Here is a 21,143-nt window from a genome sequence, read left to right as displayed (position 1 = left end):
CGGGCGGCGCCGAGGCGCCAACCTATGCCCAGCTTTATTCGGGAGCATGGGTCCACCCCACATGTAGTGGGTGTCTGACTTAACCGGATAGGCACGATTCAATCCAGCCGGTGCCCAGGCCGCCGAAATGATAAATGGATTTTGTCCATGCACGATGGCGTGCGGAATGAAGTAGAACGACCACATATATAAATACGGGTCGGCTCCATTGCCGACGTAATGCGTGCCCGTCAGGATACCGGTGCGGTCAAACAGGGCGAACGACGCAAGCAAATATGTCAGAAAGCCTGCGACGACAACGAACACACTTCGCCGCAAGATTGTTGTCACGCGTTGATATCCGGGTTGATTGAAGCGTTCACCTCATCCGGCACCGCCGGTGCCGGCAAGCTGAGATACGCCAGCAACCGCAATTCGCGCCGGCCCCGGGTCACCGTATCGAGAATGATGCCGGTGGTCAGGCTCAGCGCACCGACCAGCATGATGCCGGTGGCGAGAACCGCGGTTGGCAGGCGCGGCACCAGGCCGGTGTGCAGATAAGTGAGCAGCACAGGGATGATCAGCGCCATGGCGACCACGGCGCACGCCAGCCCGATCGCACCGAAAAACGCCAGCGGGCGCTCGTGGCGGATCAGTTTCAGGATCATTTTCAGAATCCGCCAGCCATCCTGATAGGTGCGCAGCTTGCTCTCCGACCCCGGCGGCCGGCCGCGATAGCTGCCCTGTTCATGCGCGATCGGGATCGAGAGTTCCAGCGCGTGCACCGCAAGTTCGGTCTCGATGTCGAACCCGGTGGATAGGGCGGGGAAAGATTTCACAAAGCGGCGTGAGAGAATTTTATAGCCCGACAGCATATCCTGCACGCGGTTGCCGAAAATGAAACGCACAGCGCCGGTCAGCATCAGATTGCCGAACCGGTGGCCGCCACGATACGCCTCCTGCGCGGTTTCGATCCGCACGCAATTCACCAGATCATAGGGGCCGCGCTGGGCGATATCGAGCAGTCGCGGTGCCAGACCTGCATCGTAGGTGTCATCGCCATCGGCCATCACGTAGTAATCGGCATCGATATCGCGAAACATCCGGCGCACCACGTGCCCCTTGCCCTGCTGGGTTTCGGTGCGCACCACCGCACCCGCGGCGCGGGCCTCGGTAATGGTATTGTCGGTCGAGTTGTTGTCGAACACGAATACCGTGGCATCGGGCAGGGCCGCGCGAAACGCGCGCACCACCCGGCCGATCGCGATACCTTCGTTATGGCACGGTAGCAAAACCGCTACGTGCAGGCGCTGGCACGGCACGCCCGGATCAGTGCCCGGCATTCGCGCCGGAAAAATCCGGTGCGAGGCCGGATGCAGCCAGTTGGGAAGCGAGCGTCGCCTTCAGCCGCGCCAGCCCCGCTTCCGATCCCGCCTCGGCCCGCGCGACCAGAACCGCCTGGGTGTTGGACGCCCGCAGCAGCCACCAGCCATCGGCCGTGTTCACCCGCACGCCATCGGTTTCGGACACGGTCGCCCCATCGGCGCGCAGGCGCTCGGCGACCTCCGCGACGACACTGAACTTGCGGCTCTCCGCGCAATCGAAGCGCAATTCGGGCGTGTTGAGCACGGGCGGCAGGCTCTTGCGGAAGGCCGAGACGCTCTGGCCGCTGTTGATCATCGCGTTCATCACGCGGATCGCGGCGTAAAGCGCATCGTCGAACCCGTACCAGCGGTCGGCAAAGAAGATATGGCCGGACATTTCGCCGGCCAAGGGTGAGCCGGTTTCGGCCATTTTAGATTTGATCAGCGAATGGCCAGTCTTCCACATCAACGGCTTGCCGCCGGCCGCCGCAATCTGGTCGAACAGCACCTGGCTTGCCTTGACGTCGGCGATGATGGTCGCACCCGGATGAGTCTCAAGCACGTCGCGCGCGAGCAGGATCAGGAACTGATCACCGAACAGAATTTCGCCCGTGTCGTCGACGATGCCGATCCGGTCCGCATCACCATCGAACGCGATGCCGATGTCCGCCCCCTGCTGGCGCACCGCGGCTACCAGTTGCTCGAGGTTTTTTGGCACCGTCGGGTCCGGGTGATGGGCGGGAAATCGGCCATCGATTGCGGCATTCAGCACGGTGTGCTTGCCGGGCAGTGCCTTGACCAGGCGCATCAGCACATCGCCTGCCGCGCCATTGCCGGAATCCCACACCACGTTCAGGGCGCGATCGCCACCATCCCAATCCTGCAACAGGCGCTTGATATACGCCTCGCTGATATCCTGCGTCGATACCGAACCCGGCACCGCCGCAACCACATCGCCCGCCGCGGCTAGCCGGCCGAGGTCCTGAATTTGCGGGCCAAAGAATGGCTTGCGGCCGAGCATCATTTTGAAGCCGTTGTAATTTGCCGGGTTGTGGCTGCCGGTGACCATCACGGCGCCATCGGTCGCCTCGACCGTGGCGGCGAAATAGAGCATCGGCGTCGGGCCGCAACCAATGTCGATCACGGTCATGCCGCTCGCCATCAGCCCTTCGATCAGCGTCGCGGCCAATTGCGGCGATGACAGCCGGCCATCCCGCCCGACGGCGACGCGGCTGCCGCCCTTGCGCGCGACCATCGAGCCGAAGGTGCGGCCGATCGCATAGGCATCGGCCTCGTGCAGCGTTTCACCGACGATGCCGCGAATGTCGTATTCGCGCAGGGTGGTGGCGGGAAACAGGTGCGAAAATGTGGCTTGATCATGCATTGGTGTAGGCTTTCAGGAATTTGCGAATCTCCGGGCTCAGATCCGGCCGCGACAGGCCAAAGGCGATCTGTGCTTCGAGATAGCCGATCTTATCGCCGCAATCGAACCGCCGGCCTTCGAATTTCAGGCCGAAGAACGGCGCATGGCCGATCATTTTGGCCATTGCATCGGTCAGTTGCACCTCATTGCCCGCACCGCGCTCCATCCGCGCGAGATGCGCAATCACTTCGGGCAGCAGCACATAGCGCCCGATGATCGAGAGATTGGAGGGGGCCACCTCGCGCTTGGGTTTTTCGACCAACCCGAGCACTTCGACCAGATTGCCGTGGGTTTCGCCGGTTTTCAGCACGCCGTAGCGATGCACCTGCTCCATCGGCACTTCCTCGACCGCGACGACATTGCCGCCGGTTTGCCGATAGGCTTCGGCCAGCTGGGTCAGGCAGGGCGTGTCGCTCAACACCAGGTCGTCCGGCAGGATGATCGCAAACGGATCATCGCCGATGAACGCGCGCGCGCACCAGATGGCGTGGCCAAGGCCGAGCGGCACCTGCTGGCGCACCGTGACGATCGAGCCGGGTTCCATCGCTTCGGAGCGCAGCATGCCCAGGGTTTCGTCCTTGCCGCGCTCGTGCAGCGTCGCCTCGAGCTCGAAGGCGATGTCGAAATGGTCGATCAGCGCGGTCTTGCCACGGCCGGTGACCATGCAGAACTGCTCGATGCCGGCGGCCCGCGCCTCATCGATCGCGTATTGGATCAGCGGACGATCGACCACCGGCAGCATTTCCTTGGGGATGGCTTTGGTCGCCGGCAAAAACCGCGTCCCAAGGCCGGCAACCGGCAGCACCGCTTTGCGTAAAGGCTTGATTGACAATGAACTTCCCCCGAACTGAAAAAATCGCCGGCTTGCACGACGGCACGCGAATGGACGCAATCCTGCCGGTATGGCACCTGTAATCGATGCTCAGTGCCACGGCGGGCGGCGCCGGACAAGAACGCGTGACAAGGAAACCGACAAGCATGGATCAGATGGTCAAAGTCGGCACGAGTTTCGAGGTGGAACATGTTTTCGAAACCGAAGCATCACAGGCTTTCGCTCGGCTGGTCGGCGATACCAACCCGATGCATCACGACGAAGCCATGGCAACCGCCTCGCGGTTCGGCGGGCTGATCGCCAGCGGTACCGAAACCACCGCGCGCATGATGGGTCTGACCGCCGGCTATTTTTCCAATCTGGGTCCGACCGTCGGCATGGAGTTCACCTTCCGCTTTCGCCGCGGCGTGCCGATGAACGCACGCACGCTGATCCGCTGGGTGGTGACCGACATTGAACATCGTCCGGGCCTCGGTACGATCGCGACCTCGGTCGGCACGCTGACCCTGGTGGACTCCGGCGTCGTCGCGGTCGAAGCCACCAGCAGGGGCGTGCTGCTCGATCAGCCGTGAGTTATGGCGATTTGTTATAAAATGGCGGCGGCTCACCAGCCAACCAGGCCGTTATCATCGCGTTGACCGCCTCGGGTGCTTCCTGTTGCACCCAGTGCGAGACGCCGGGCAGGTAGCGGATGGTGAAATCATCGACCAACGCCTCGGTGCCGATCGTGAGTTCCTTGCCGAGTGCGGCGTCGCGCTCGCCCCAGAGCATCAGCGTCGGCACGGTCAGGCGTTTCGCCGGTGCGAGACTGCGGAACGGATTGCGAAAATTCGCCCGATACCAGTTGATCATCGCGGTCAGCCCGCCGGGGATCAGCGCATTGGCGCGGTACACCGCCAGCACGTCATCAGGAAACCGGCTCTTGTCGACCGCCATGCCGCGAAATGCCCGCGCCACCCAGGCAGCATTGTTCGCAGACAGCACGCGCTCGGGCAACCACGGCAGTTGGAACCAGAAAATGTACCACGAGCGCCGTAACTGCCGGGTGGTGCGCAGGCCGCGCGCGAACAGATCGGGGTGCGGCAGGTTCATCACGATGAACCGATCGACCGGGCGGACTGCATTCAGCACGAACAGCCAGCCGAGCGCACCGCCCCAATCATGCCCGATCAGCAGAACCTCGCCATCGATGCCGCGCGCCCGTGCGGCATCGATCAGACCGGCCACATCGCGCAGCAAAGCCGATATTCGGTACGCCGCAACCCCGTCCGGCCGCGCGCTCTCGCCATAGCCGCGCAGATCGGGCGCCCAGGCCGTGTAACCCAGCGCCGCCAGCATCGGTAGCTGATAGCGCCAGGAAAATTTACATTCTGGAAATCCATGCAGGCAAAGCGCAAGCCTCGCCCCGTTGCCGGCCGTATCAACTGCAAACGCCAACCCGTTGGCCGTCACTTTGATCGTGCTGATCGCCTGGCTCATCGTTGCTCTCCCTGCGATCAGCCTAGCATAGCGAGGCGCCACGACCATGCCCGATCCGGCGCGGCCTGGAGTGGCGTTATTTTAAGCAATTAAGCGGTATCAGTTGATATCTTCAGCACATAATCGCGGGATATATGGACAATTACGTATAGGATGCCCTGAATTTCACCGATATGAACCAAACCGCCGTGATGGCACGGATCGTGCGTACCGTCGCGGGCATCGCAACCACTTTGGAGCCATCCCCTGATCCAACCGCCGCCACGCAATGACAGCGTGAACATGACGCCGGCGCTCGCCATCCGCAGTCTCAGCCACGATTTCATCGCGGCTGACGGCGGGGCCACGTCCGTGCTCGACCGGCTTGATATCGCGGTCGCCCCGGGCGAGATCCTGGCAATCGTCGGGCGCAGCGGCGCCGGCAAATCCACCCTTTTCAACATCATCTCCGGTCTGCTGAGTCCGCGTTCAGGCCGCATCGAAATCGCCGGCGTGCCGGCGGGGACCGGCAACAGCCGCATCGCCTATATGTTGCAAAAGGACCTGCTGCTGCCCTGGCGCAGCGTGCTCGACAATGCGCTGCTCGGCATCGAACTGCGTGGCAAGGTTGGCGCCGCCGACCGCGAGGACGCGATCGCCATGCTCGATCGCTATGGTCTTGCCGCCCAGATCAACGCCTATCCCCATGAAATCTCCGGCGGCCAGCGCCAGCGCGTCGCGCTGACCCGTACCCTGCTGCTGCGCCCGACCGTGCTGCTGCTCGATGAACCGTTTTCAGCCCTCGACTACGAAACCCGGCTGATGCTGGAAGACGATGTGATGAGCCTCCGCGATGAGCGCGGCATGAGCGTGGTCCTGGTCACCCACGATATCGAGGAAGCCATCGCGATGAGCGACCGCGTCGTGGTGCTCGCCGGCCGCCCGGCCCGGGTTTCGCAGGATATGTCGATCGGCCTGACCACGGCCGGCCGTCGCGATGCGATCAGCGCGCGCGAGGCACCGGAGTTTCGCGCCTATCACGCCCGTATCTGGGGCGCGCTGAAATCAACGGCAATCGCCGCATGAGTGCGCAGATCGATGCCGTCGCGGTCCCAAAACCGCGCGCCCGCCGGGCCAGTCCGCACCGCACGCGCAACCTGATCCAGAACGCCATCGTGGCGGTCATCGTCCTGGCTGGTCTCGCGCTATGGCAGATCGCGGCCGATCGTCATCTGATCAACGGCCAGTTGTTCGGCTCACCGCTCGGCATTCTGGCCTCGGCGCATCAGGGCCTCACCACCGGCACCCTACTCTATGATAGCTGGGTGACGCTTTATGAAACCGTGGCCGGCTTGCTGCTCGGCAGCATCGCCGGCACCGGCTGCGGCCTCGGCCTGTGGTTCGTGCCGAAAATCGCGCGCCCGGCCGAAGGCGTCTCGATCGTGTTGAACTCGGTGCCGAAAATCGCGCTCGGCCCGTTGATCGTGATCTGGTTCGGCTCGGGCATGAGCTCGAAAATCTGGCTCGCCGGTATTTCGACCTTCGCGGTCTCGATGATCGCGGCCACCGCCTCGGTGCGCGAACTCGACCGTGACCTGCTCAACCTGTTCCGTGCGCTGGGCGCATCGCGCGGCAAGATTTTCCGCAAACTCATCCTGCCCAGCGCGGTGCCGTGGATTTTCTCGGCGCTGCGCATGAACATCGGCTTCGCGCTGATCGGTGCCGTGGTCGGGGAATACATCGCCTCGCAAGCCGGCCTTGGCCACGAAGTCTTCGTCGCCGGCTCCCTGTTCGACCTCAACACCGTCTGGCTCGGCATCATCGTGCTCACGCTGATGGCATCGCTCCTGACCCTGATCGTCCGCCTCATCGAAGAAAGGTTCGTCACTTGGAAATCCGATCGTTGAAACGCGCCCTCGCCCAAACCCTCGGCGCACTCTGCCTCGCCGGCACTCTGCTCAGCCCCGCGCAGGCCGCTTCACCCCAAAAAGTGGTCATCTATCAGGCGTTTCAATCGCTGCTGTATCTGCCGCTCTATGTCGCGATCGATCAGGGCATGTTCGCCAAACACGGTCTCGCGATCGATAAGGTCACCGCCGGCAGCGGCGCCGCCGCGGTCGCCGCGGTGATCGGCGGCAATGCCACCTTCTCGCTGCAGGACCCGATGACAGCGATTCTCGCCAATCTCAAGGGCGCTTCAATGACCAACGTCGCCCTGGTCGTCAACGGTGCACCGGTCTGGGTGGTGGTGCCGAAAGGCTCGAACATCACCTCGATCGCCGGGCTCGCTGGCAAGCCGATCGCCACCGCGATACCTCCCTCGACCAGCACCTACCTGCTGCAACGCCTGCTGAAACGCGACAAGAGCACCGCCACGCTCGATACCGTGCAGATCGGCACCGAGCTTGCCCCCACCATGGCCGGCCGCGCCGCCGCCGCCGCCGTCTATGAACCGCAACTCGATGAAGGAATCGCCGCCGGCGACAAGATTATCTACGCCTTCACCAAGCACTACCCCGGCGGCTACGCCTTTTCGACCATCGACATGCTGAAAGCGACCGGCGTGAAAGACCCCGCTATGGTCAAGGCCTTCGTCGCCAGCCTGGCCGAGGCCGAACATCTGATGCACACCAACCCGAAAATCCCGCTCGAAGTCGCCGAAAAGGAGTTTCCCACCCTGCCCGCCCCGGTGCTGAAATCCGCCGTCGCACGCATGGTCTCGCAGGACGTCTACCCCGCCAACCCCACGATCTCGCCGAAAGCCTTCGAAAACGCCCTGGCGCTGCAGATTTTCATCGGTAACATCAAACCGGGACAGGTGACCTTCAAGGATGCGGTCGAACCCGAATTCGCGAAATAGCCGGCCGGTCAGCCGTTCGGAAACCACCGCGCGTAGCGCTGTTTGATGGTGCGATCGGCGGTGGCGACAACGTTGGCGGCATAGGCAAACGGCCGGGTCGCTGCCGCGAGCCCGGCCTTCGCGAGCGCGGGGTATTCATCGGGCTGGCTGATCCGGATCGGCGGTCCACGACGATGGCGGCGGCGCAGCGCCTCCGCCGCCATTAAGCCGCTGACCACCGCCCCTTCGATGGTCACGACATCGATTGCGGTCTGGCAGAAATCCCCGGCGATAAACAGGTTCGGAATGCCGCAGGTGGCCTGCGGCCGCCAGTCCCAGCTACCGACCTGATTGACGAATAATTCCTCGCCGACATTGGTCTGCAAATGCGTGCGGCAGGTCAGCAGATCGGCATCGTCGAAATCGAGATAGCGATGCAGTTCGGCGAGCAAGGCGGCAATGATATCATCATCGCCATAGCTCAGCGGCACCAGCGTATCGGCGTTCGAGGCGACCACGTTCAGGCTGGTCCCCTGCGGCGCGGCCTGCGCCCAGGTTTGCGATGTATCGAGAAAACTCATCTGATACGGCGAGTCCAGCAGCACCGTGATGCCGCGTGGAATCTTGTCGAGCTTGCGGCGAAAGAACAGGTCGAGCGAAATCATCGGCTCGGTGCAAAGATAATGCACATTGGGCAGGGTCGGCGCGCGCGCCGCGATCGCCGGGGTGATCAGTTCGCCCAGCGGCCTCGGGGGCAACGCCAGGATCAGATCATCGCTCACCGCCATCGGCTCGAACGGGGTTGATGGTTGTTCGTCCGGCTGGCCGCGATGGATCGAGGGGGATGAGGCATGCCGCAACAGGCCGATGCCGGTGATCCGCCCGGTATCGGGATCGATGGTGAGGGATCGGACCGAGGTGAGCGTGTGGACGGTCAGCCGGCCGCCCGGCCCGCTTGCCTCGGGCAAGCCTGCCACGATGCCCAGCGGATTGGCCGGATCAGGATCGAGCGCGCCGACCACGTTGAACGCGCTGGCAATGGCGTGCAGTCGTTTCAGCCAAGGTGTGAATATCGCACTGGCGGTGGGCCCGGCCAGCAACCACATCGAGGGCTCCGGCAGACGCAGCCCGTAGCTGAGCAGGGCTTTGAAACTGCGGGCCGAACTCAGATAGCTCGGCGAGGCGAACGCCTGTGCCGTGGTCCGATACGTTGCGGCCAACGCCGCATCGCTCGCATAACTGCGCGCTGACATGAACGACGCGACGCTGGTTTTCTCGAGCTGATCGCTGCGCCTGGCAGGCTCGCTGGTCAGATCGGCCATTGCCTGACCCGAGAGAAACATATTGATCGGCGTATCCATGCCGCTGGCGAGATTGCGCAAAATGGTCCAGGGCGAGCCGACGTTCACGAGGCTCGTCGCACGCGCGCCCGGCCTGCTGCGGTCCGATCTGCCGCGCGGCAGGTTGAACACCGCATCGATCGGGATGAAGCTGCCGAGCGCGCCGACCTCATCCATCAATGTCCAGAAATTATGATACCAGTTGAGATACATGTGATAACAATGCTCGTGCCAGTCGCCGGTGCGCGGGCAACCGCCGGACCCGGCGCATAGGTCGCATTCCGCCGGCTTCGTTGCATCGTCGGCATCGGCATCCACGCCGACATCGCGATGCGCGCCGAGCTTGCCGCCGATGAAATCGTTTGCCTCGATCAGCGTCACATCATAGCCGCGCTCCAGCAGGCGATGCGCCGCGGTCAGGCCCGCCACACCGGCACCGGCGATGATCACCCGAGGCGGGGCGGCGCTGCTTGCCATGATCGGGCCTTTTCGTGCATATTTCGACAGCAAAATCATAGAGGCCGCGCCTCGTGGACGCAACGCCGCCGCGGCGTTGGTTGCTGGACCGGAAGGATATCAAATGGCGGCGAACTATCCCGCAATGCTACGCATGGCGATGCAGGTGCAAGGCGCTGCGGCGGCGACCTGGCTCAACCTTGCCGGGCGCGCGAGCCAATTCGCACTGCAGGAAATGACCGGTCTGGCACGTGCCGGCGCCGCACCGCTGCTGGCCGACCGCGACCATCGCCAGACCGCCTGCGAGGACGCACTCTGGACCGGCTACATGGCGCATCAGCAATTCCTGCGCGCTCTGACCGACGCCTCGCGCCTGTCGCTGCTGGTGTTTTTGAACGAGCTGGACCAAAGGCGCGGCGCCCGCCCGATGCCGCCGGAAGACCGGGCACGATGAGCGATCCATCGGCGAATCCGCTGGCCGCGTTCAGCGAACTCTACATGAAGGGTCTCGCCGCGTTCCAGTCCGCCGCCGGATCGCCTGGGGGGGGATCATCCGATCAGTCCGGCACACAGGGGTTCAACCCCGCCGCCATGCTGCCAGGTGGCACGCCGCCCGAAGTCGCGGCCGCGCTGACCGATGCTTGGCGGATCAGCGCCACCAGCGCGCTGCGCTACGGTCAGGCGCTGATGGCGGTGCAACTACGCTATCAGGCCGCGTTGCTGCACGCGATGTCCGATCGCGCGAACGACCGCACCGCTGAAACATTGGTGCTGGCCGATGATGCGCGGGCGTTTCTGCGCGAAATCGGCGACACCGCCGAACGCGAGGCACGACGCCTGCACATGGAACTCGATCAGGTCAGCGAGGCGCTCGCCCAGGCGCTGGCACAGGCCGCCGATCCGGCCGATCCGGCCAAACGATCGTATCAGGTCAAGGCATAAGCAGGCTGCATGAACAATAACGGCAGCGGCGGCGATGTGATCGCCGCACTGGGCTTGACCACCGAAATGAACGCCCTGGGCGCGCGGATCGCTGCATGGCTGCGCGGTTGCGACCCCGAAATGAGCGAAGCGCTCGACTGGCAGTTTCGCGGCGGGTCGAAATATTTCCGGCCCCTGACGATGTTCGCCTGCTACCGCTCGATCATGCCGGGTCCCGATTGCGGCCCGATCCCGCCGGAGGTGATGACCGCGGCCCTGGTGGTCGAAATGATGCACAACATGACGCTGGTGGTCGATGATATTCTCGACCGGTCCGACACGCGACGCGGCCGTGCGACGATGCACACGAAATTCGGCGAGCTGAACGCACTGATGACCTCGGGCTACATCGTCGCCGCCGGCTACGAGCAACTGGGCGGCGATGTTCTGGCGATCCGGCTGGTTTCGGAATTGATCAAACGGTTGGGCGTTGCCGAATGCCTGCAGTGGCGGTTACGCCGCCAGGTGCTCGGGGTCGAAGACTGGCGGCGGATCGCCGGCGAGGACACCGGCTCGATGTTCGAGATTTGCGCCTGCCTGGGCGATCGTAGCGGACGGTTGCGCCGCTTCGGCGGCCTGCTAGGCCTGCTGTATCACGGCTGCGATGATGTTGGTGACGTGCGCGGTGCGGTGGCCCTCGGCGGCGGCGGCGAAGCCGATGTGCGTGACGGCATCCTGACGCTGCCGGCAGCGCTTGCGATCCGCGATCCCGCCGTCGGCGCGCTGTTCACCAAACCCGAGCCGACCGATGCCGACTACGCCAACCTCGCCGCAGCCTTCGCCGCCCGCCTGCCGGACGCCGAAGCCTATCTCGACCGGATCGCCGAGGAAGCGCGCACCGAAGCGCGCCTGTTTGCCGTCGACCCCACGCCGCTCTACGCCCTGATCGACCAGACCCGCGGCCTGAGCCGATAACGGCGCAAGGCGGCGGATGTCATGCTGTCACGCCAGCAGGGCGAGCGCGCGCCGCATGCCGATCAGCCCCACCCTGGCATCAGGCCGTCTGCCGCGCGAGCACGCGCTCGGTATCGACCATATAGTCGCGGGTGAGCGGCACGGCGTCCTGACGGCGGGCGAGCTGGAGTTGGAACACCATGTGATCCTGCACGGCGAAGGCGAGTTCCGAGCCGGCCAGGTAGAACTCGAACATGCGGCAGAAGCGTTCGTCGTACAGTGAGGCAATGGTATCGCGGTTGGCGGCGAAGCGCCTGCGCCAATGGTTGAGGGTTTTGGCGTAGTGCAGACGCAGGATTTCGATATCGGTGCTGCGGAGTCTGGATCGTTCGAGCGGGCCGAACACTTCGGATAATGCCGGCGAGTAGCCGCCCGGGAAGATGTATTTGGCGAGCCACGGGCTGGTCGCCGCCGGGCCATCGAACCGACCGATCGCGTGGACGAGCGCAACGCCGTCCGGCTTCAGGCAGCGATGAACCGTTTCGAAATAGGCCTGATAATTGGGGAGGCCGACGTGTTCGAACATGCCGACCGAGACGATGCGATCGAACTGCCGGTCGACCGCGCGATAATCGATCAATTCGAAATTCACCCGGTCCGACAGCCCCTCGGCCTGGGCGCGGCCGCGGGCTTCGGTCAGTTGTTCGACCGAGAGGGTGATGCCGGTGACTTTGGCGCCATAGTCGCGCGCCAGGGTCAGCGCCATGCCGCCCCAGCCGCAGCCGATGTCGAGCACGGTCAGATCCGGCCGGTCCAGCAGAAGTTTTGCGGCGATGTGGCGTTTTTTTGCAGCCTGCGCTTCATCGATCGTCTCATCGCCGCGCGGAAAATAGGCGCAGGAATACTGGCGATCACGATCGAGGAACAACGAATAGAGCCGCCCGTTCAGATCGTAATGATGTGCCACATTGCGGCGCGCCTTGCGGGCATTGTTCATCTGGGCGAGCGGCCGGGCGATGCGGTTAAACATCGCCTGCGCGCGCAACACGGGAATCCGGCGTTCCGCCAGTTCGACGCTGGCGAGCAGAACATGCAGCACATCGTAGATCGTGCAGTTCACCGGGGTCAGTGTGCCTTCCATATAGGCCTCACCGATCGCCATGCCCGGCGCGTACGCCAAGTGCCGGATGACAGACTCATCGTGGATGGCAATCGTAGCACTGGGTCCGGGTTCGCCGGCATAGTGGCTAGCGGTGCCATCCGGCCAGATCACATCCAATTCACCCAGCACGATCAAACGTTTCAGAAGCCTGTCTAACATCGGGCGCATGCTCGACCTCGTCTCGATAGGTTAACTACAAGCTTTATTTGGGAACGATCTTCACCATAAAAAAGGCCTCACTACGGTATGGTTGCTGTCCAAATTATGTGCAACAAAAAAGCGCCGGGGGCGTGCCCCGGCGCTTGATGTCGGTCGTGTCGGTCGGGTTGACCGAACCGGAAACGATCAGTCGGTTTCGGCGGTTTCCGCGTCTTCCTCAAAGGTTTCCATCTCGTATTCGTCTTCATCGCGGGTCAGCGCTTCACCGCGCGCCTGTTTTTCCGCCTCTTCGGCGCTGCGCGCGACGTTTACGGTCACGTTCATCACGACTTCGGGATGAAGAGCGACGCGGACGGTCGCGAGACCCAGCGTCTTGATCGGTGTATCGAGCAGAACCTGGTTGCGCTCGATCGTCAGGCCGCCGTCGATGCAGCCATCCGCGATATCGCGCGCGGTGACCGAGCCGTACAGTGAACCGGCATCGCTCGCCTGACGGATCAGCACGACCGAAAGGCCATGAACCCGTTCGGCCAGGCGCTCGGCCTCGCCACGGCGCTTGATGTTCTGCGCCTCGAGTTGAACGCGCTCACGCTCGAAGCGTTCGCGGTTGTGCTTGGTGGCGCGCACCGCCTTGGCCTGCGGCAGCAGGAAGTTGCGGGCATAGCCGGGTTTGACTTTGACCACTTCGCCCATCTGGCCGAGTTTCTCGACGCGCTGGAGCAGGATCAATTCTACTTGTGCCATAATGCGTGCTCCTCAATCGACCACGTAGGGCAGCAGGGCGAGGAACCGGGCGCGCTTGATGGCGCGCGCGAGTTCGCGCTGCTTCTTGGCGGAAACGGCGGTGATCCGGCTCGGCACGATCTTGCCGCGCTCGGACAAGAAGCGCGACAGCAGCCGCACGTCCTTGTAATCAATCGTCGGTGCGCCGGGGCCCGAAAACGGGCAGGCCTTACGACGGCGATAGAACGGCCGGCGGGCGCCGACGGCGGCGCGACGGGCGCCGGGGTTGATTTCGGTATCGTCAGTGGTGCTCGACATGGCTCAATCCTCCTCGACCTGATCGTCATCGCGATCGGTGCGGAACTCGTCACGGGCGCGGAACTCTTCGCGATCTTCAGGGCCACGGCGGCGGCCGCTATCGAAGCGTCCTGCCGGTTTCGGGCCGCGGAAGCCGCGCTCACGGTCACGGTCGTCGCCACGGCGCGACAGCGGTGCCGACGGCGCTTCCTCGATTTCCTCGATCCGCAAGGTCATGAAACGAAGAACGTCTTCGTTCAGGCCGAGCAGGCGCTCCATTTCGTTGATCGACTTGGATTCGGCATCGAGCCCGAGCAGGACATAATGGCCCTTGCGGTTCTTCTTGATGCGATACGCCAGGTTGCGCAGGCCCCAATATTCCCGCTTCTTGACCGCACCACCCTCGCCTTCCAGCTGGGCGGTGATGTCGTCGGCGATGACATCGACCTGTTGTTGCGTGATTTCGCTGCGTGCGATCAGCACACATTCATATAGCGGCATGATACCCCCTATGGGTTGCTTCAGCCCCGACGTGTCCATTTATGCTTCAGCCCCGACGTGTCCATTTATGGTGGACGCGCCAATTTCCCCCATGGAAACGGGCATAGCCGCGCACGATGCCACGTGCCCGGCAGGGAGATGGGCGTGTGGCATAGTTGATGGTTCGGTGCAAGCGGGCCGGTCAGCCCGGCTTCTGCCATTCCATAAGTAAGAAATATGGAACGCGCCGATAGCGCTGCCGATAATCGGCGTCCCCATCGTGGGGCTGTGGCTCATCAAAATGGCGCAAAATGAGCCCCTGCGCGAGCAGCAGGCTCATGTACCGGCTCAGCGGCCGGTGATGATTCTGGATGTGGACGCCGCGCCACCCGACCCAGTCGGCGCGGTCGTCCATGTAATCATCGATCACGAAACGCGGCGTCCCGTCATGATCGTTGGTCCAGCCTTCTGGCGGCCCGGCTGTATAAAAACTCGTCATGTTGGCGATCAGCAGCGTACCGCCGGGGCGCAGCACCCGAACCATTTCGGGGATTGCGGCGTCGATATCCGCGATGTCGATCAATGTCAGATAGCTGACCACCAGATCGAACGCGCCATCGTCGAAGGCGAGACGTTCGGCCACGCCCTGCCGATAATCACCCTGGGGATCGAGCGTGCGCGCCTGATCGAGCAAGGCCAAGGTCGGGTCGATCCCGACCGTTGCGATGCCGAGCGCCTGCATCATACGGCAGAACCGACCCTCGCCGCAGCCGACATCGACGGCGCGCTCGAACCCTCGCCCCCGCAACCGTGCCAGCATCGGTGCATCGAGCACATAATCGCGGGCACCGCCGCCCCTTTGCAGATCCGCAATCCAGGCGGCAGCTGATTGATCCCATCCGTTGTCCAATTTGGATCCCTTATTGGCTGTATCGTCATCGATCATCGGCACCCACCAGACGCAGCGTCACGCGCGCCGCGTGCGCGGCCGGCCGCGACCCCGCTGCAGTGGTCGAACCGCCGCCGATGATGACACGCGGCTGGAATGTCCGGCAACGCGACAGGGCAACGATTGCTTGACGCGCGTGCCGGCGGGTTTCGAGCCACAGCAGCACCGAGATGACGCAATAGACCATGATGATGCATCCGAGCAGAATGATCGGAAGATAGATAAAGGCCGACATGTGACGATCCGTCGCCAGAAATGGCGACGACCTTTCAACATTGAGGCACCGCAAATCAGCGGCAGAAATCAGATTTACAGAGAATGAAGCCGGAGTCGCAGATCAGGCGGTAACAAGACCGCGCGCATGTCCGGGTTTCGTCATCCCGAAGGGCGAATAAATTGCTGTCAACACTCAACCCTCCTGCAAGAATGATCAGAACGTCTTTGCTGTAACAACCTCGCTCTCGTCTGTCCAGATATTTTTCAGCCATAGCCGTGCCCTTGCGATCCGGCGTGGTTGATCGCGTGACGGGCCGTGTTACGGTGCATGGATGATCGAGCAACCGACCTTTGCAACCAGGCCTGCCTTCCTTGGCCTGACCAGCAGCGACCCACGCGCCGAATACGTGATCGCCGGCATTCCGCTCGACATCGGCGTCACCAATCGGGCCGGCGCTCGTTCGGGTCCGGCGGCGATCCGCGCGGCCTCGCGCATGCTCGCCGGCAATGATCATCCGCATCACTGGGTCAGCGTCGATGCAATGCCCATTGCCGACATCGGCGACTTCGCCATTGCCCTGGGCGACATTCCCAACAGCCTCGCGTTGATCGAGCAGCAGGCCGCAGCGGTCAATCATCTGCTCGCCCTCGGCGGTGAACACGGCATCACCCTGCCGCTGTTGCGCGCCCTGGCCAAGCGCCTGGATGCGCCGCTCGGCCTCGTGCATTTCGATGCCCACGCCGATACCTGGGGCGAAAACTACGGTCAGGTCTACAGCCATGGCTCGGTGTTTTTCCATGCCATCAACGAGGGTCTGGTCGATCCACACAGGATGATCCAGATCGGCATTCGGTCGCCGCTGCCGCGCGAAACCTATGACTGGACGGTTGGCAAGGGTGTGACCATCCTGTCTGCGCAGGACTTCCACGAAATCGGTGTCGCGGCGACCGCGGCGCGGATCCACGAGGTGGTCGGGCATGCGCGGGCGACCTATCTGAGCTTCGATATCGACTGTCTCGATCCGGGTTGCGCGCCGGGCACCGGCACACCGGAAATCGGCGGGCTGGCGTCGTGGCAGGCGCAGGCGCTGATGCGCCGACTTGGCGGGATCGGCTTCGTTGGAATGGATCTGGTCGAGGTCGCGCCGGCATATGACGTCAGTGAAATCACCGCCCTGGCTGGTGCGACGATGATTTGGGAATATCTCGCACTACTCCGGGCGGCCTGATCCGGGTACGTTCGATACGTCCAATTCTGACGTATTCAACGTGTAGACGATACGGACGACCCGATGTGTGCGATGGTCGATCCAATGCTCCGTTTCCGGTCGGATTTTTGCAGGAGGCTGCCGCCATGGCGATCCAAGAGACGTTCGATGACTTTGTAGTCGATTTTGAAACGAAGTTCACCACGGATGCTCGTAGCGGTCACGATGGGGCAAGTCTGCTTATTTATGCGCATAACGTGCTGAATGCGGTCGAACCGGCGTCGGACGAAGCGCAGGTTCTTGTGGGGTGGCTTGCGCGCAACCGCGAGCGACTGGGCTTGGACGAAACATTGTTCACCGACGGTGATTCCGGCCGGGGGGAGCGACGCAGCAAGCTCAGACCGGTCGGCAAGATGCGGTGGCGCGCGTTCGGCCGCGCGCTGGAGGGCCAGGTCGGCAGCGGCGAACCGCTCCCGCATTCGCTCGACCCCGGCTTTATCGCGGTGGCTGATGCTTTGGGACTGGAAGGGCTCGATCTCGCGCTGTTCCGGCTGATTGTGTTGTATCGGCTCGATAACCGGTTCGAACGCCTGTTCGATGGCCTGGCCTCGGCGCGCGGGCGGCCTGGCATTCTGCGGCGTTATCCGGACCTGTTCGCCTTGCTGATCAGCGGCAGCCCCGCCGAAATCAACGCCCGGTTCCGCGCCGATGCGCCGATGGTGGCATCGGGCGCGATCCGGGTGGATGACGATGGCGACATCCAGATCGCGAGCCGGCTGATCGCGCTGATCCACGCCTGCGCGCTGGGCGATGCGGATGTGCGGACCGAATTGCTCGGTGCGCCGGTGGCGGCGCGGCTGCCCTGGGTGGCGTTTCGGCATCTGGGTAGCGAAATCGAAATCGCGCGGCGCGTGCTGCGCCAGGCGATCGCTGCGGGCAACGAGCGGGGCGTGCATGTGCTGCTCTACGGCCCGCCGGGCACTGGAAAGACCGAATGCGCCGCGAGCCTGGCCGCCGAGTTGGGGGTGCGGCTCCATGTGATCGGCGAGCGGAGCGAGCATGGGCGCGAGCCTTCGCGCGGCGAGCGGTTGTCGGACCTGTTGCTGGCGCAGCGGGTCGGCGCCGGGGGAGAGGCAGTATATTTGTTCGACGAGGCCGAGGATCTGTTCCGGCCGCGCAGCTTCGACCGCGAGCCGGACCCGAAGATTTTCATCCACCGCCTGCTGGAAGGCGCGCCGGTGCCGATGATCTGGGCGGCGAACGATCTGGAAGCGTTTTCCCCGGCGGTACTGCGCCGGATGAGCCTGTGCATCGAGGTGCGGCTGCCGCCGCAGAATCGCCGGGCGGAGTTGTGGCAGGAACTCGCGGTGGCCGAGGGCGTGGCGCTCGATGCGCCGACGGCGCGGAAACTGGCCCGGCTGATCCCCGCCGCACCCTCGGTCGCGCGAACCGCGTTGCGGGCAACCCGGCTGGCGGGCGGCGATGCCGAGACCGCCGAACTGGTGGCATCCGGCATGGCGCGTGCGATCGGGCATGGTCACGCCGCCGCCCCTGGGGCGGAGACCGAAACCCTGTACGATCCCGCGTTGAGCAATGCCGATGGCGATCTGGCGGCGATGGCCGAGCGGCTGTCGCGGCCCGGCGCGCCGCGCACCATTTCCCTGCTGCTGTCCGGCCCGCCAGGTACCGGCAAGAGCGCGTTTGCCCGGCATTTGGCCGGCAAGATGGGGATGACCGTGTTGCAGAAGCGCGGCTCGGATCTGTTCGGCCCCTATGTCGGTCAGACCGAAGCGCAGATCGCCGCCGCCTTTGCCGAGGCGCGGGCGACCCAGGCGTTTCTGATTTTCGACGAGGCGGACAGCCTGCTGCTCGATCGTTCGGATGCGCATCGCTCATGGGAGGTCAGCCAGGTCAACGAGATGCTGACCTGGATGGAGACCCATCCGTTGCCCTTCGTGTGCACCACCAACCTGCCGGACCGGCTGGACAAGGCGAGCCTGCGGCGGTTTCTGGTGCGGCTGAACTTCGCGCCGATCCGCCCGGATCAGGCCGCGACTTTGTTTGAACGAACCTTCGGACGCGAGGCGCCCAGCGGTCTGGCGCGGCTGGACCGGCTGACCCCAGCGGATTTCAGCCGGGTCGCGCGCCGGATCGCGGTGCTCGGCCTGCCGGATGATACGGCGGCGATTCTGGCGTTGTTCGCAGCGGAGGTCGAGGGGCGCGAAGGGCTCGCCCGCCCGATCGGATTCGGGCCGGGGCGCGGGTAGCGCCGTGCTGATCACGGTCAAGGACGGCATGAACCTGTCGCCGTCACGCCGGGCGCCTAGCGCGGGGGCGGTGCGTTATGAGCCGGGCACGCGACTGGTCCGGCTGGCCGTGCGGCTGGCCGGATCGCGCATGGGCCTCTCGCTCGAGGAGATGGCGGCCGAGCTGAAGGTGGGCCGGCGCACTGCGGAGCGGTTGCGTGATCGGTTGGAGGAGATGTTCCCCCAGCTCGCCTATACCGACGACGAAAACCGGGTCCGGCGCTGGCGGCTGCCGCGCGAGACGCTGCCTGCCCTGCCCGCGCAGCCCGGCGCGATCGCCACGATCGAAACGCTCGCGCGCGAGCTTGCCGCCAAGGGCGACGACGGACGGGCCGCCGATTTGCGCGATGCGGCGGCAACGCTGCGGGCGATGATGACGCCGGTGGCGCTGCGGCGCTCGGAGCCTGATATCGAGGCGCTCATGCAGGCCGAGGGCACCGCCGCCAGCCCCGGCCCGCGGTTGAAGCTCGATCGGGGGACTTTGACCGATCTGCGGACGGCCATTCTTGGCATGCATGCGATCGAGTTGAAATATCGACCGGCCGGCGAGACGCGCACGAGCATTTATATCCTTTGCCCCTATGGAATTCTGTATGGCCGACGGGCTTATCTGGTGGCGCGCAAAAGCGGCTCCCCGGATATGCGGTTATGGCGGATCGATCGGATCAGCGATCTGCTGGTGTTGCCCGAATGCTTCAGGCGGCATGAGTTCGATTTGGCGGCCTATGCGGCGCAGTCGTTCGGCGTGTTTCAGGAGCCGCCACGGGATGTGGTACTGCGGTTCAGCGCCGATGCGGCAGAGGATGCGGCGGCGTGGGTGTTTCACCCTTCACAACAGGTCGAGCCGCAGGCGGATGGATCGCTGCTCGTGCGGCTCAGATGCGGCGGGATGCGGGAATTGGGCTGGCACCTGCACACTTGGGGAGACGCGGTGGAGGTTTTGTCAGGCGATGTGCCGCGGTAGGCCCCGAAGCGTGCTTGCCTCGACCATCTGATTTGCCAGTTGGTAGAGTCATTCCATTGTGATGTCGTTGGCTTCGGAGGCGTCCGCTAATTTCACGAATATCGAGTCACTGTGTACTTTCCGCTCCGGATTGAAGAGTCCATGGGTACCCTGCTCGCTCAGACTTCGGACGAACTCGACGATTGTCGACCTGACGCCGGCAGAAGGAATTTTTTCAAGTAGGTCGAACAGCATCGACAAGGTTGTCGAACCTTCCTGATTGATGTCCTGCGGCGTTCCACCCGATCTGAACCTGTCGATCGCGTTCGCTCGCCGTGAATTATCGGCGTTCGATGTGGCGCTCACCTGGTCTTTGAAGAAAAATGCGATGGGCACCTTCAACATTTGCGCCAGCCGATAGAGATTTGTGGGATCGATGTGAGTTCGGCCGGATTCGTATTCGAGAATACGGTCGATATGAAAGTCTAGTGCTTGCCCCACATCATGGGAGGACAGGCCGAGTTCCTGGCGGCGCCGTGAGATGCGGATGCCGATTTGGCGATCTAACCGATCGCCGACGCGTGGGCGTTCGACTTTTGCCCCGGTCTGACCAGACAATATTGATGTAGAGCGCCTCTCTGACCTTGCCAACTCAAATTCTCCGCCAAATGTTTGCCGGAACCACTTATTTCAGGGGTCCCGGCGTTGAACAACTCGCATATTTATAAATTAAACAACTCTATTTTACTTAAATTATTATTGAATTTAAATTGCTTTGAACGCCTAAACTGTTATGGACCGTCATAATGAATATCGCTAAATACATAGTTACAATTATTTTATACATTTTCGAAATGCGAATCGCCCTTATTTCAACGTTATATGGCGGACAAACGTTGTACGGGTAGACTCGGAAACTACTTAGGTTGCCGAGCAAGCAAGTTACTTGCCTACGTAGACGACGCGCCGATCGCCAATCAACGCATGACCCGTTGTAAAGGCGGGAGCGTCGGCGCATTTCCGTCCTTCGAGGCATGAGAGGCTGACCCGGAACGTATCCGAAAGGACAATTTGTTCTTATTCAGTAAGTTGCCGGAGTTATGGTGGAACTGCTGGTCTGGCTTACGGCCGCAG

The 21,143-nt window shown here is 63.3% G+C and carries 23 protein-coding genes; 10 read left to right on the top strand and 13 right to left on the bottom strand.

From position 1 onward, the window contains the following. The 4 genes from B7X49_RS13020 to galU all read right to left on the bottom strand — a co-directional run. The coding region (locus tag B7X49_RS13020) for a hypothetical protein (protein ID WP_286704333.1) at window positions 1–330 on the bottom strand (330 nt) is incomplete at its 3' end. Continuing rightward, on the bottom strand, window positions 327–1,322 hold the full coding sequence (locus B7X49_RS13015; RefSeq protein ID WP_286704332.1) for a glycosyltransferase family 2 protein: 996 nt from the start codon (window positions 1,320–1,322) through the stop codon (window positions 327–329). The genes B7X49_RS13020 and B7X49_RS13015, both read right to left, overlap by 4 nt. Beyond that, window positions 1,309–2,727 (bottom strand): phosphoglucomutase/phosphomannomutase PgmG, encoded by a 1,419-nt coding sequence (pgmG, locus tag B7X49_RS13010; RefSeq protein ID WP_286704331.1) that lies wholly within the window; start codon window positions 2,725–2,727, stop codon window positions 1,309–1,311. The genes B7X49_RS13015 and pgmG overlap by 14 nt, the downstream gene beginning before the upstream one ends. Then, entirely contained in the window at window positions 2,720–3,598 is an 879-nt protein-coding gene (galU, locus tag B7X49_RS13005; protein WP_286704330.1) for a UTP--glucose-1-phosphate uridylyltransferase GalU, read from the bottom strand. The genes pgmG and galU overlap by 8 nt, the downstream gene beginning before the upstream one ends. A gap of 146 nt (window positions 3,599–3,744) precedes the next feature. Between galU and B7X49_RS13000 the strand changes: the two genes are divergently transcribed. Beyond that, entirely contained in the window at window positions 3,745–4,170 is a 426-nt protein-coding gene (locus tag B7X49_RS13000; protein ID WP_286704329.1) for a MaoC family dehydratase, read from the top strand. 1 nt (window position 4,171) lies between these two features. Here the strand turns inward: B7X49_RS13000 and B7X49_RS12995 are convergent, their stop codons facing one another. Beyond that, on the bottom strand, window positions 4,172–5,077 hold the full coding sequence (locus B7X49_RS12995; protein ID WP_286704328.1) for an alpha/beta fold hydrolase: 906 nt from the start codon (window positions 5,075–5,077) through the stop codon (window positions 4,172–4,174). Window positions 5,078–5,359: 282 nt separating this feature from the next. Here B7X49_RS12995 and B7X49_RS12990 point away from each other — a divergent pair, with 282 nt between their 5' ends. The 3 genes from B7X49_RS12990 to B7X49_RS12980 are packed head-to-tail and all read left to right on the top strand — an operon-like array spanning window position 5,360 to window position 7,916. Next, window positions 5,360–6,142 (top strand): ABC transporter ATP-binding protein, encoded by a 783-nt coding sequence (locus tag B7X49_RS12990; protein WP_286704334.1) that lies wholly within the window; start codon window positions 5,360–5,362, stop codon window positions 6,140–6,142. Beyond that, a complete protein-coding gene (locus B7X49_RS12985) occupies window positions 6,139–6,963 on the top strand; it encodes an ABC transporter permease (protein WP_286704327.1) in 825 nt (274 codons plus the stop codon). Before B7X49_RS12990 ends, B7X49_RS12985 begins: the two co-directional genes overlap by 4 nt. After that, complete coding sequence (locus tag B7X49_RS12980; protein ID WP_286839692.1) at window positions 6,945–7,916, top strand: ABC transporter substrate-binding protein; 972 nt, start codon at window positions 6,945–6,947, stop codon at window positions 7,914–7,916. The genes B7X49_RS12985 and B7X49_RS12980 overlap by 19 nt, the downstream gene beginning before the upstream one ends. Window positions 7,917–7,924: 8 nt before the next feature. Here B7X49_RS12980 and B7X49_RS12975 read toward each other — a convergent pair whose 3' ends face one another. After that, on the bottom strand, window positions 7,925–9,712 hold the full coding sequence (locus B7X49_RS12975; RefSeq protein ID WP_286704325.1) for an FAD-dependent oxidoreductase: 1,788 nt from the start codon (window positions 9,710–9,712) through the stop codon (window positions 7,925–7,927). Between the two features lie 103 nt (window positions 9,713–9,815). Between B7X49_RS12975 and B7X49_RS12970 the strand changes: the two genes are divergently transcribed. From B7X49_RS12970 to B7X49_RS12960, 3 genes are read left to right on the top strand one after another with little or no spacing between them, the layout of a single operon-like run. Continuing rightward, a complete protein-coding gene (locus tag B7X49_RS12970) occupies window positions 9,816–10,145 on the top strand; it encodes a hypothetical protein (RefSeq protein WP_286704324.1) in 330 nt (109 codons plus the stop codon). Then, window positions 10,142–10,633, top strand: a complete 492-nt coding sequence (locus B7X49_RS12965) for a hypothetical protein (RefSeq protein WP_286704323.1) — start codon at window positions 10,142–10,144, stop codon at window positions 10,631–10,633. The genes B7X49_RS12970 and B7X49_RS12965 overlap by 4 nt, the downstream gene beginning before the upstream one ends. A gap of 9 nt (window positions 10,634–10,642) precedes the next feature. Continuing rightward, window positions 10,643–11,587 carry a polyprenyl synthetase family protein gene (locus B7X49_RS12960; protein ID WP_029310732.1) on the top strand — a complete coding sequence of 315 codons (945 nt, stop codon included), beginning with the start codon at window positions 10,643–10,645 and terminating at the stop codon, window positions 11,585–11,587. A 79-nt stretch (window positions 11,588–11,666) separates the two neighbouring features. Here B7X49_RS12960 and B7X49_RS12955 read toward each other — a convergent pair whose 3' ends face one another. From B7X49_RS12955 to B7X49_RS12930, 6 genes are all read right to left on the bottom strand, one after another. Continuing rightward, window positions 11,667–12,896 (bottom strand): cyclopropane-fatty-acyl-phospholipid synthase family protein, encoded by a 1,230-nt coding sequence (locus B7X49_RS12955; RefSeq protein WP_286704322.1) that lies wholly within the window; start codon window positions 12,894–12,896, stop codon window positions 11,667–11,669. 177 nt (window positions 12,897–13,073) lie between these two features. Beyond that, a complete protein-coding gene (rplI, locus tag B7X49_RS12950; protein WP_029310730.1) occupies window positions 13,074–13,631 on the bottom strand; it encodes a 50S ribosomal protein L9 in 558 nt (185 codons plus the stop codon). A 12-nt stretch (window positions 13,632–13,643) separates the two neighbouring features. Further along, window positions 13,644–13,928: a 30S ribosomal protein S18 gene (gene rpsR, locus B7X49_RS12945; RefSeq protein WP_029310729.1), complete on the bottom strand. Its 285-nt coding sequence runs from the start codon at window positions 13,926–13,928 to the stop codon at window positions 13,644–13,646. A gap of 3 nt (window positions 13,929–13,931) precedes the next feature. Further along, a complete protein-coding gene (gene rpsF / locus B7X49_RS12940) occupies window positions 13,932–14,408 on the bottom strand; it encodes a 30S ribosomal protein S6 (protein ID WP_286704321.1) in 477 nt (158 codons plus the stop codon). Between the two features lie 181 nt (window positions 14,409–14,589). Further along, on the bottom strand, window positions 14,590–15,297 hold the full coding sequence (locus B7X49_RS12935) for a class I SAM-dependent methyltransferase (RefSeq protein ID WP_286704320.1): 708 nt from the start codon (window positions 15,295–15,297) through the stop codon (window positions 14,590–14,592). Window positions 15,298–15,322: 25 nt separating this feature from the next. Then, on the bottom strand, window positions 15,323–15,571 hold the full coding sequence (locus B7X49_RS12930) for a hypothetical protein (protein ID WP_029310726.1): 249 nt from the start codon (window positions 15,569–15,571) through the stop codon (window positions 15,323–15,325). A 313-nt stretch (window positions 15,572–15,884) separates the two neighbouring features. On the opposite strand from B7X49_RS12930, the gene speB reads away from it, so the two are divergent. From speB to B7X49_RS12915, 3 genes are all read left to right on the top strand, one after another. Further along, window positions 15,885–16,781, top strand: coding sequence for an agmatinase (speB, locus tag B7X49_RS12925; RefSeq protein WP_286704319.1), 897 nt, complete (start codon window positions 15,885–15,887; stop codon window positions 16,779–16,781). Window positions 16,782–16,906: 125 nt separating this feature from the next. Next, window positions 16,907–19,027: an ATP-binding protein gene (locus tag B7X49_RS12920; protein WP_286704318.1), complete on the top strand. Its 2,121-nt coding sequence runs from the start codon at window positions 16,907–16,909 to the stop codon at window positions 19,025–19,027. A 4-nt stretch (window positions 19,028–19,031) separates the two neighbouring features. Next, complete coding sequence (locus B7X49_RS12915; protein WP_286704317.1) at window positions 19,032–20,030, top strand: YafY family protein; 999 nt, start codon at window positions 19,032–19,034, stop codon at window positions 20,028–20,030. A gap of 48 nt (window positions 20,031–20,078) precedes the next feature. Here B7X49_RS12915 and B7X49_RS12910 read toward each other — a convergent pair whose 3' ends face one another. Further along, a complete protein-coding gene (locus tag B7X49_RS12910) occupies window positions 20,079–20,627 on the bottom strand; it encodes a helix-turn-helix domain-containing protein (RefSeq protein WP_286704316.1) in 549 nt (182 codons plus the stop codon). Window positions 20,628–21,143: the final 516 nt, after the last annotated feature.

Source organism: Acidiphilium sp. 34-64-41 (assembly GCF_002282635.1).
In the GTDB taxonomy this organism is placed as follows: Bacteria; Pseudomonadota; Alphaproteobacteria; order Acetobacterales; family Acetobacteraceae; genus Acidiphilium; species Acidiphilium rubrum.
The sequence above is the reverse complement of the archived record's forward strand: the minus strand, read 5'-3'. Positions and strand labels throughout refer to the sequence as shown.

Excerpts from the sequence above, each read along its gene's own strand:
- B7X49_RS12955 (WP_286704322.1), bottom strand. The coding sequence starts at position 12,896 with ATGCGCCCGATGTTAGACAGGCTTCTGAAACGTTTGATCGTGCTGGGT.
- pgmG (WP_286704331.1), bottom strand. The coding sequence starts at position 2,727 with ATGCATGATCAAGCCACATTTTCGCACCTGTTTCCCGCCACCACCCTG.
- B7X49_RS12930 (WP_029310726.1), bottom strand. The coding sequence starts at position 15,571 with ATGTCGGCCTTTATCTATCTTCCGATCATTCTGCTCGGATGCATCATC.
- rpsR (WP_029310729.1), bottom strand. The coding sequence starts at position 13,928 with ATGTCGAGCACCACTGACGATACCGAAATCAACCCCGGCGCCCGTCGC.
- B7X49_RS12965 (WP_286704323.1), top strand. The coding sequence starts at position 10,142 with ATGAGCGATCCATCGGCGAATCCGCTGGCCGCGTTCAGCGAACTCTAC.
- B7X49_RS12990 (WP_286704334.1), top strand. The coding sequence starts at position 5,360 with ATGACGCCGGCGCTCGCCATCCGCAGTCTCAGCCACGATTTCATCGCG.
- B7X49_RS12970 (WP_286704324.1), top strand. The coding sequence starts at position 9,816 with ATGGCGGCGAACTATCCCGCAATGCTACGCATGGCGATGCAGGTGCAA.
- B7X49_RS12985 (WP_286704327.1), top strand. The coding sequence starts at position 6,139 with ATGAGTGCGCAGATCGATGCCGTCGCGGTCCCAAAACCGCGCGCCCGC.
- speB (WP_286704319.1), top strand. The coding sequence starts at position 15,885 with ATGATCGAGCAACCGACCTTTGCAACCAGGCCTGCCTTCCTTGGCCTG.
- B7X49_RS12975 (WP_286704325.1), bottom strand. The coding sequence starts at position 9,712 with ATGGCAAGCAGCGCCGCCCCGCCTCGGGTGATCATCGCCGGTGCCGGT.
- rplI (WP_029310730.1), bottom strand. The coding sequence starts at position 13,631 with ATGGCACAAGTAGAATTGATCCTGCTCCAGCGCGTCGAGAAACTCGGC.
- B7X49_RS12960 (WP_029310732.1), top strand. The coding sequence starts at position 10,643 with ATGAACAATAACGGCAGCGGCGGCGATGTGATCGCCGCACTGGGCTTG.
- B7X49_RS13000 (WP_286704329.1), top strand. The coding sequence starts at position 3,745 with ATGGATCAGATGGTCAAAGTCGGCACGAGTTTCGAGGTGGAACATGTT.
- B7X49_RS13015 (WP_286704332.1), bottom strand. The coding sequence starts at position 1,322 with ATGCCGGGCACTGATCCGGGCGTGCCGTGCCAGCGCCTGCACGTAGCG.
- rpsF (WP_286704321.1), bottom strand. The coding sequence starts at position 14,408 with ATGCCGCTATATGAATGTGTGCTGATCGCACGCAGCGAAATCACGCAA.
- B7X49_RS12920 (WP_286704318.1), top strand. The coding sequence starts at position 16,907 with ATGGCGATCCAAGAGACGTTCGATGACTTTGTAGTCGATTTTGAAACG.
- B7X49_RS12995 (WP_286704328.1), bottom strand. The coding sequence starts at position 5,077 with ATGAGCCAGGCGATCAGCACGATCAAAGTGACGGCCAACGGGTTGGCG.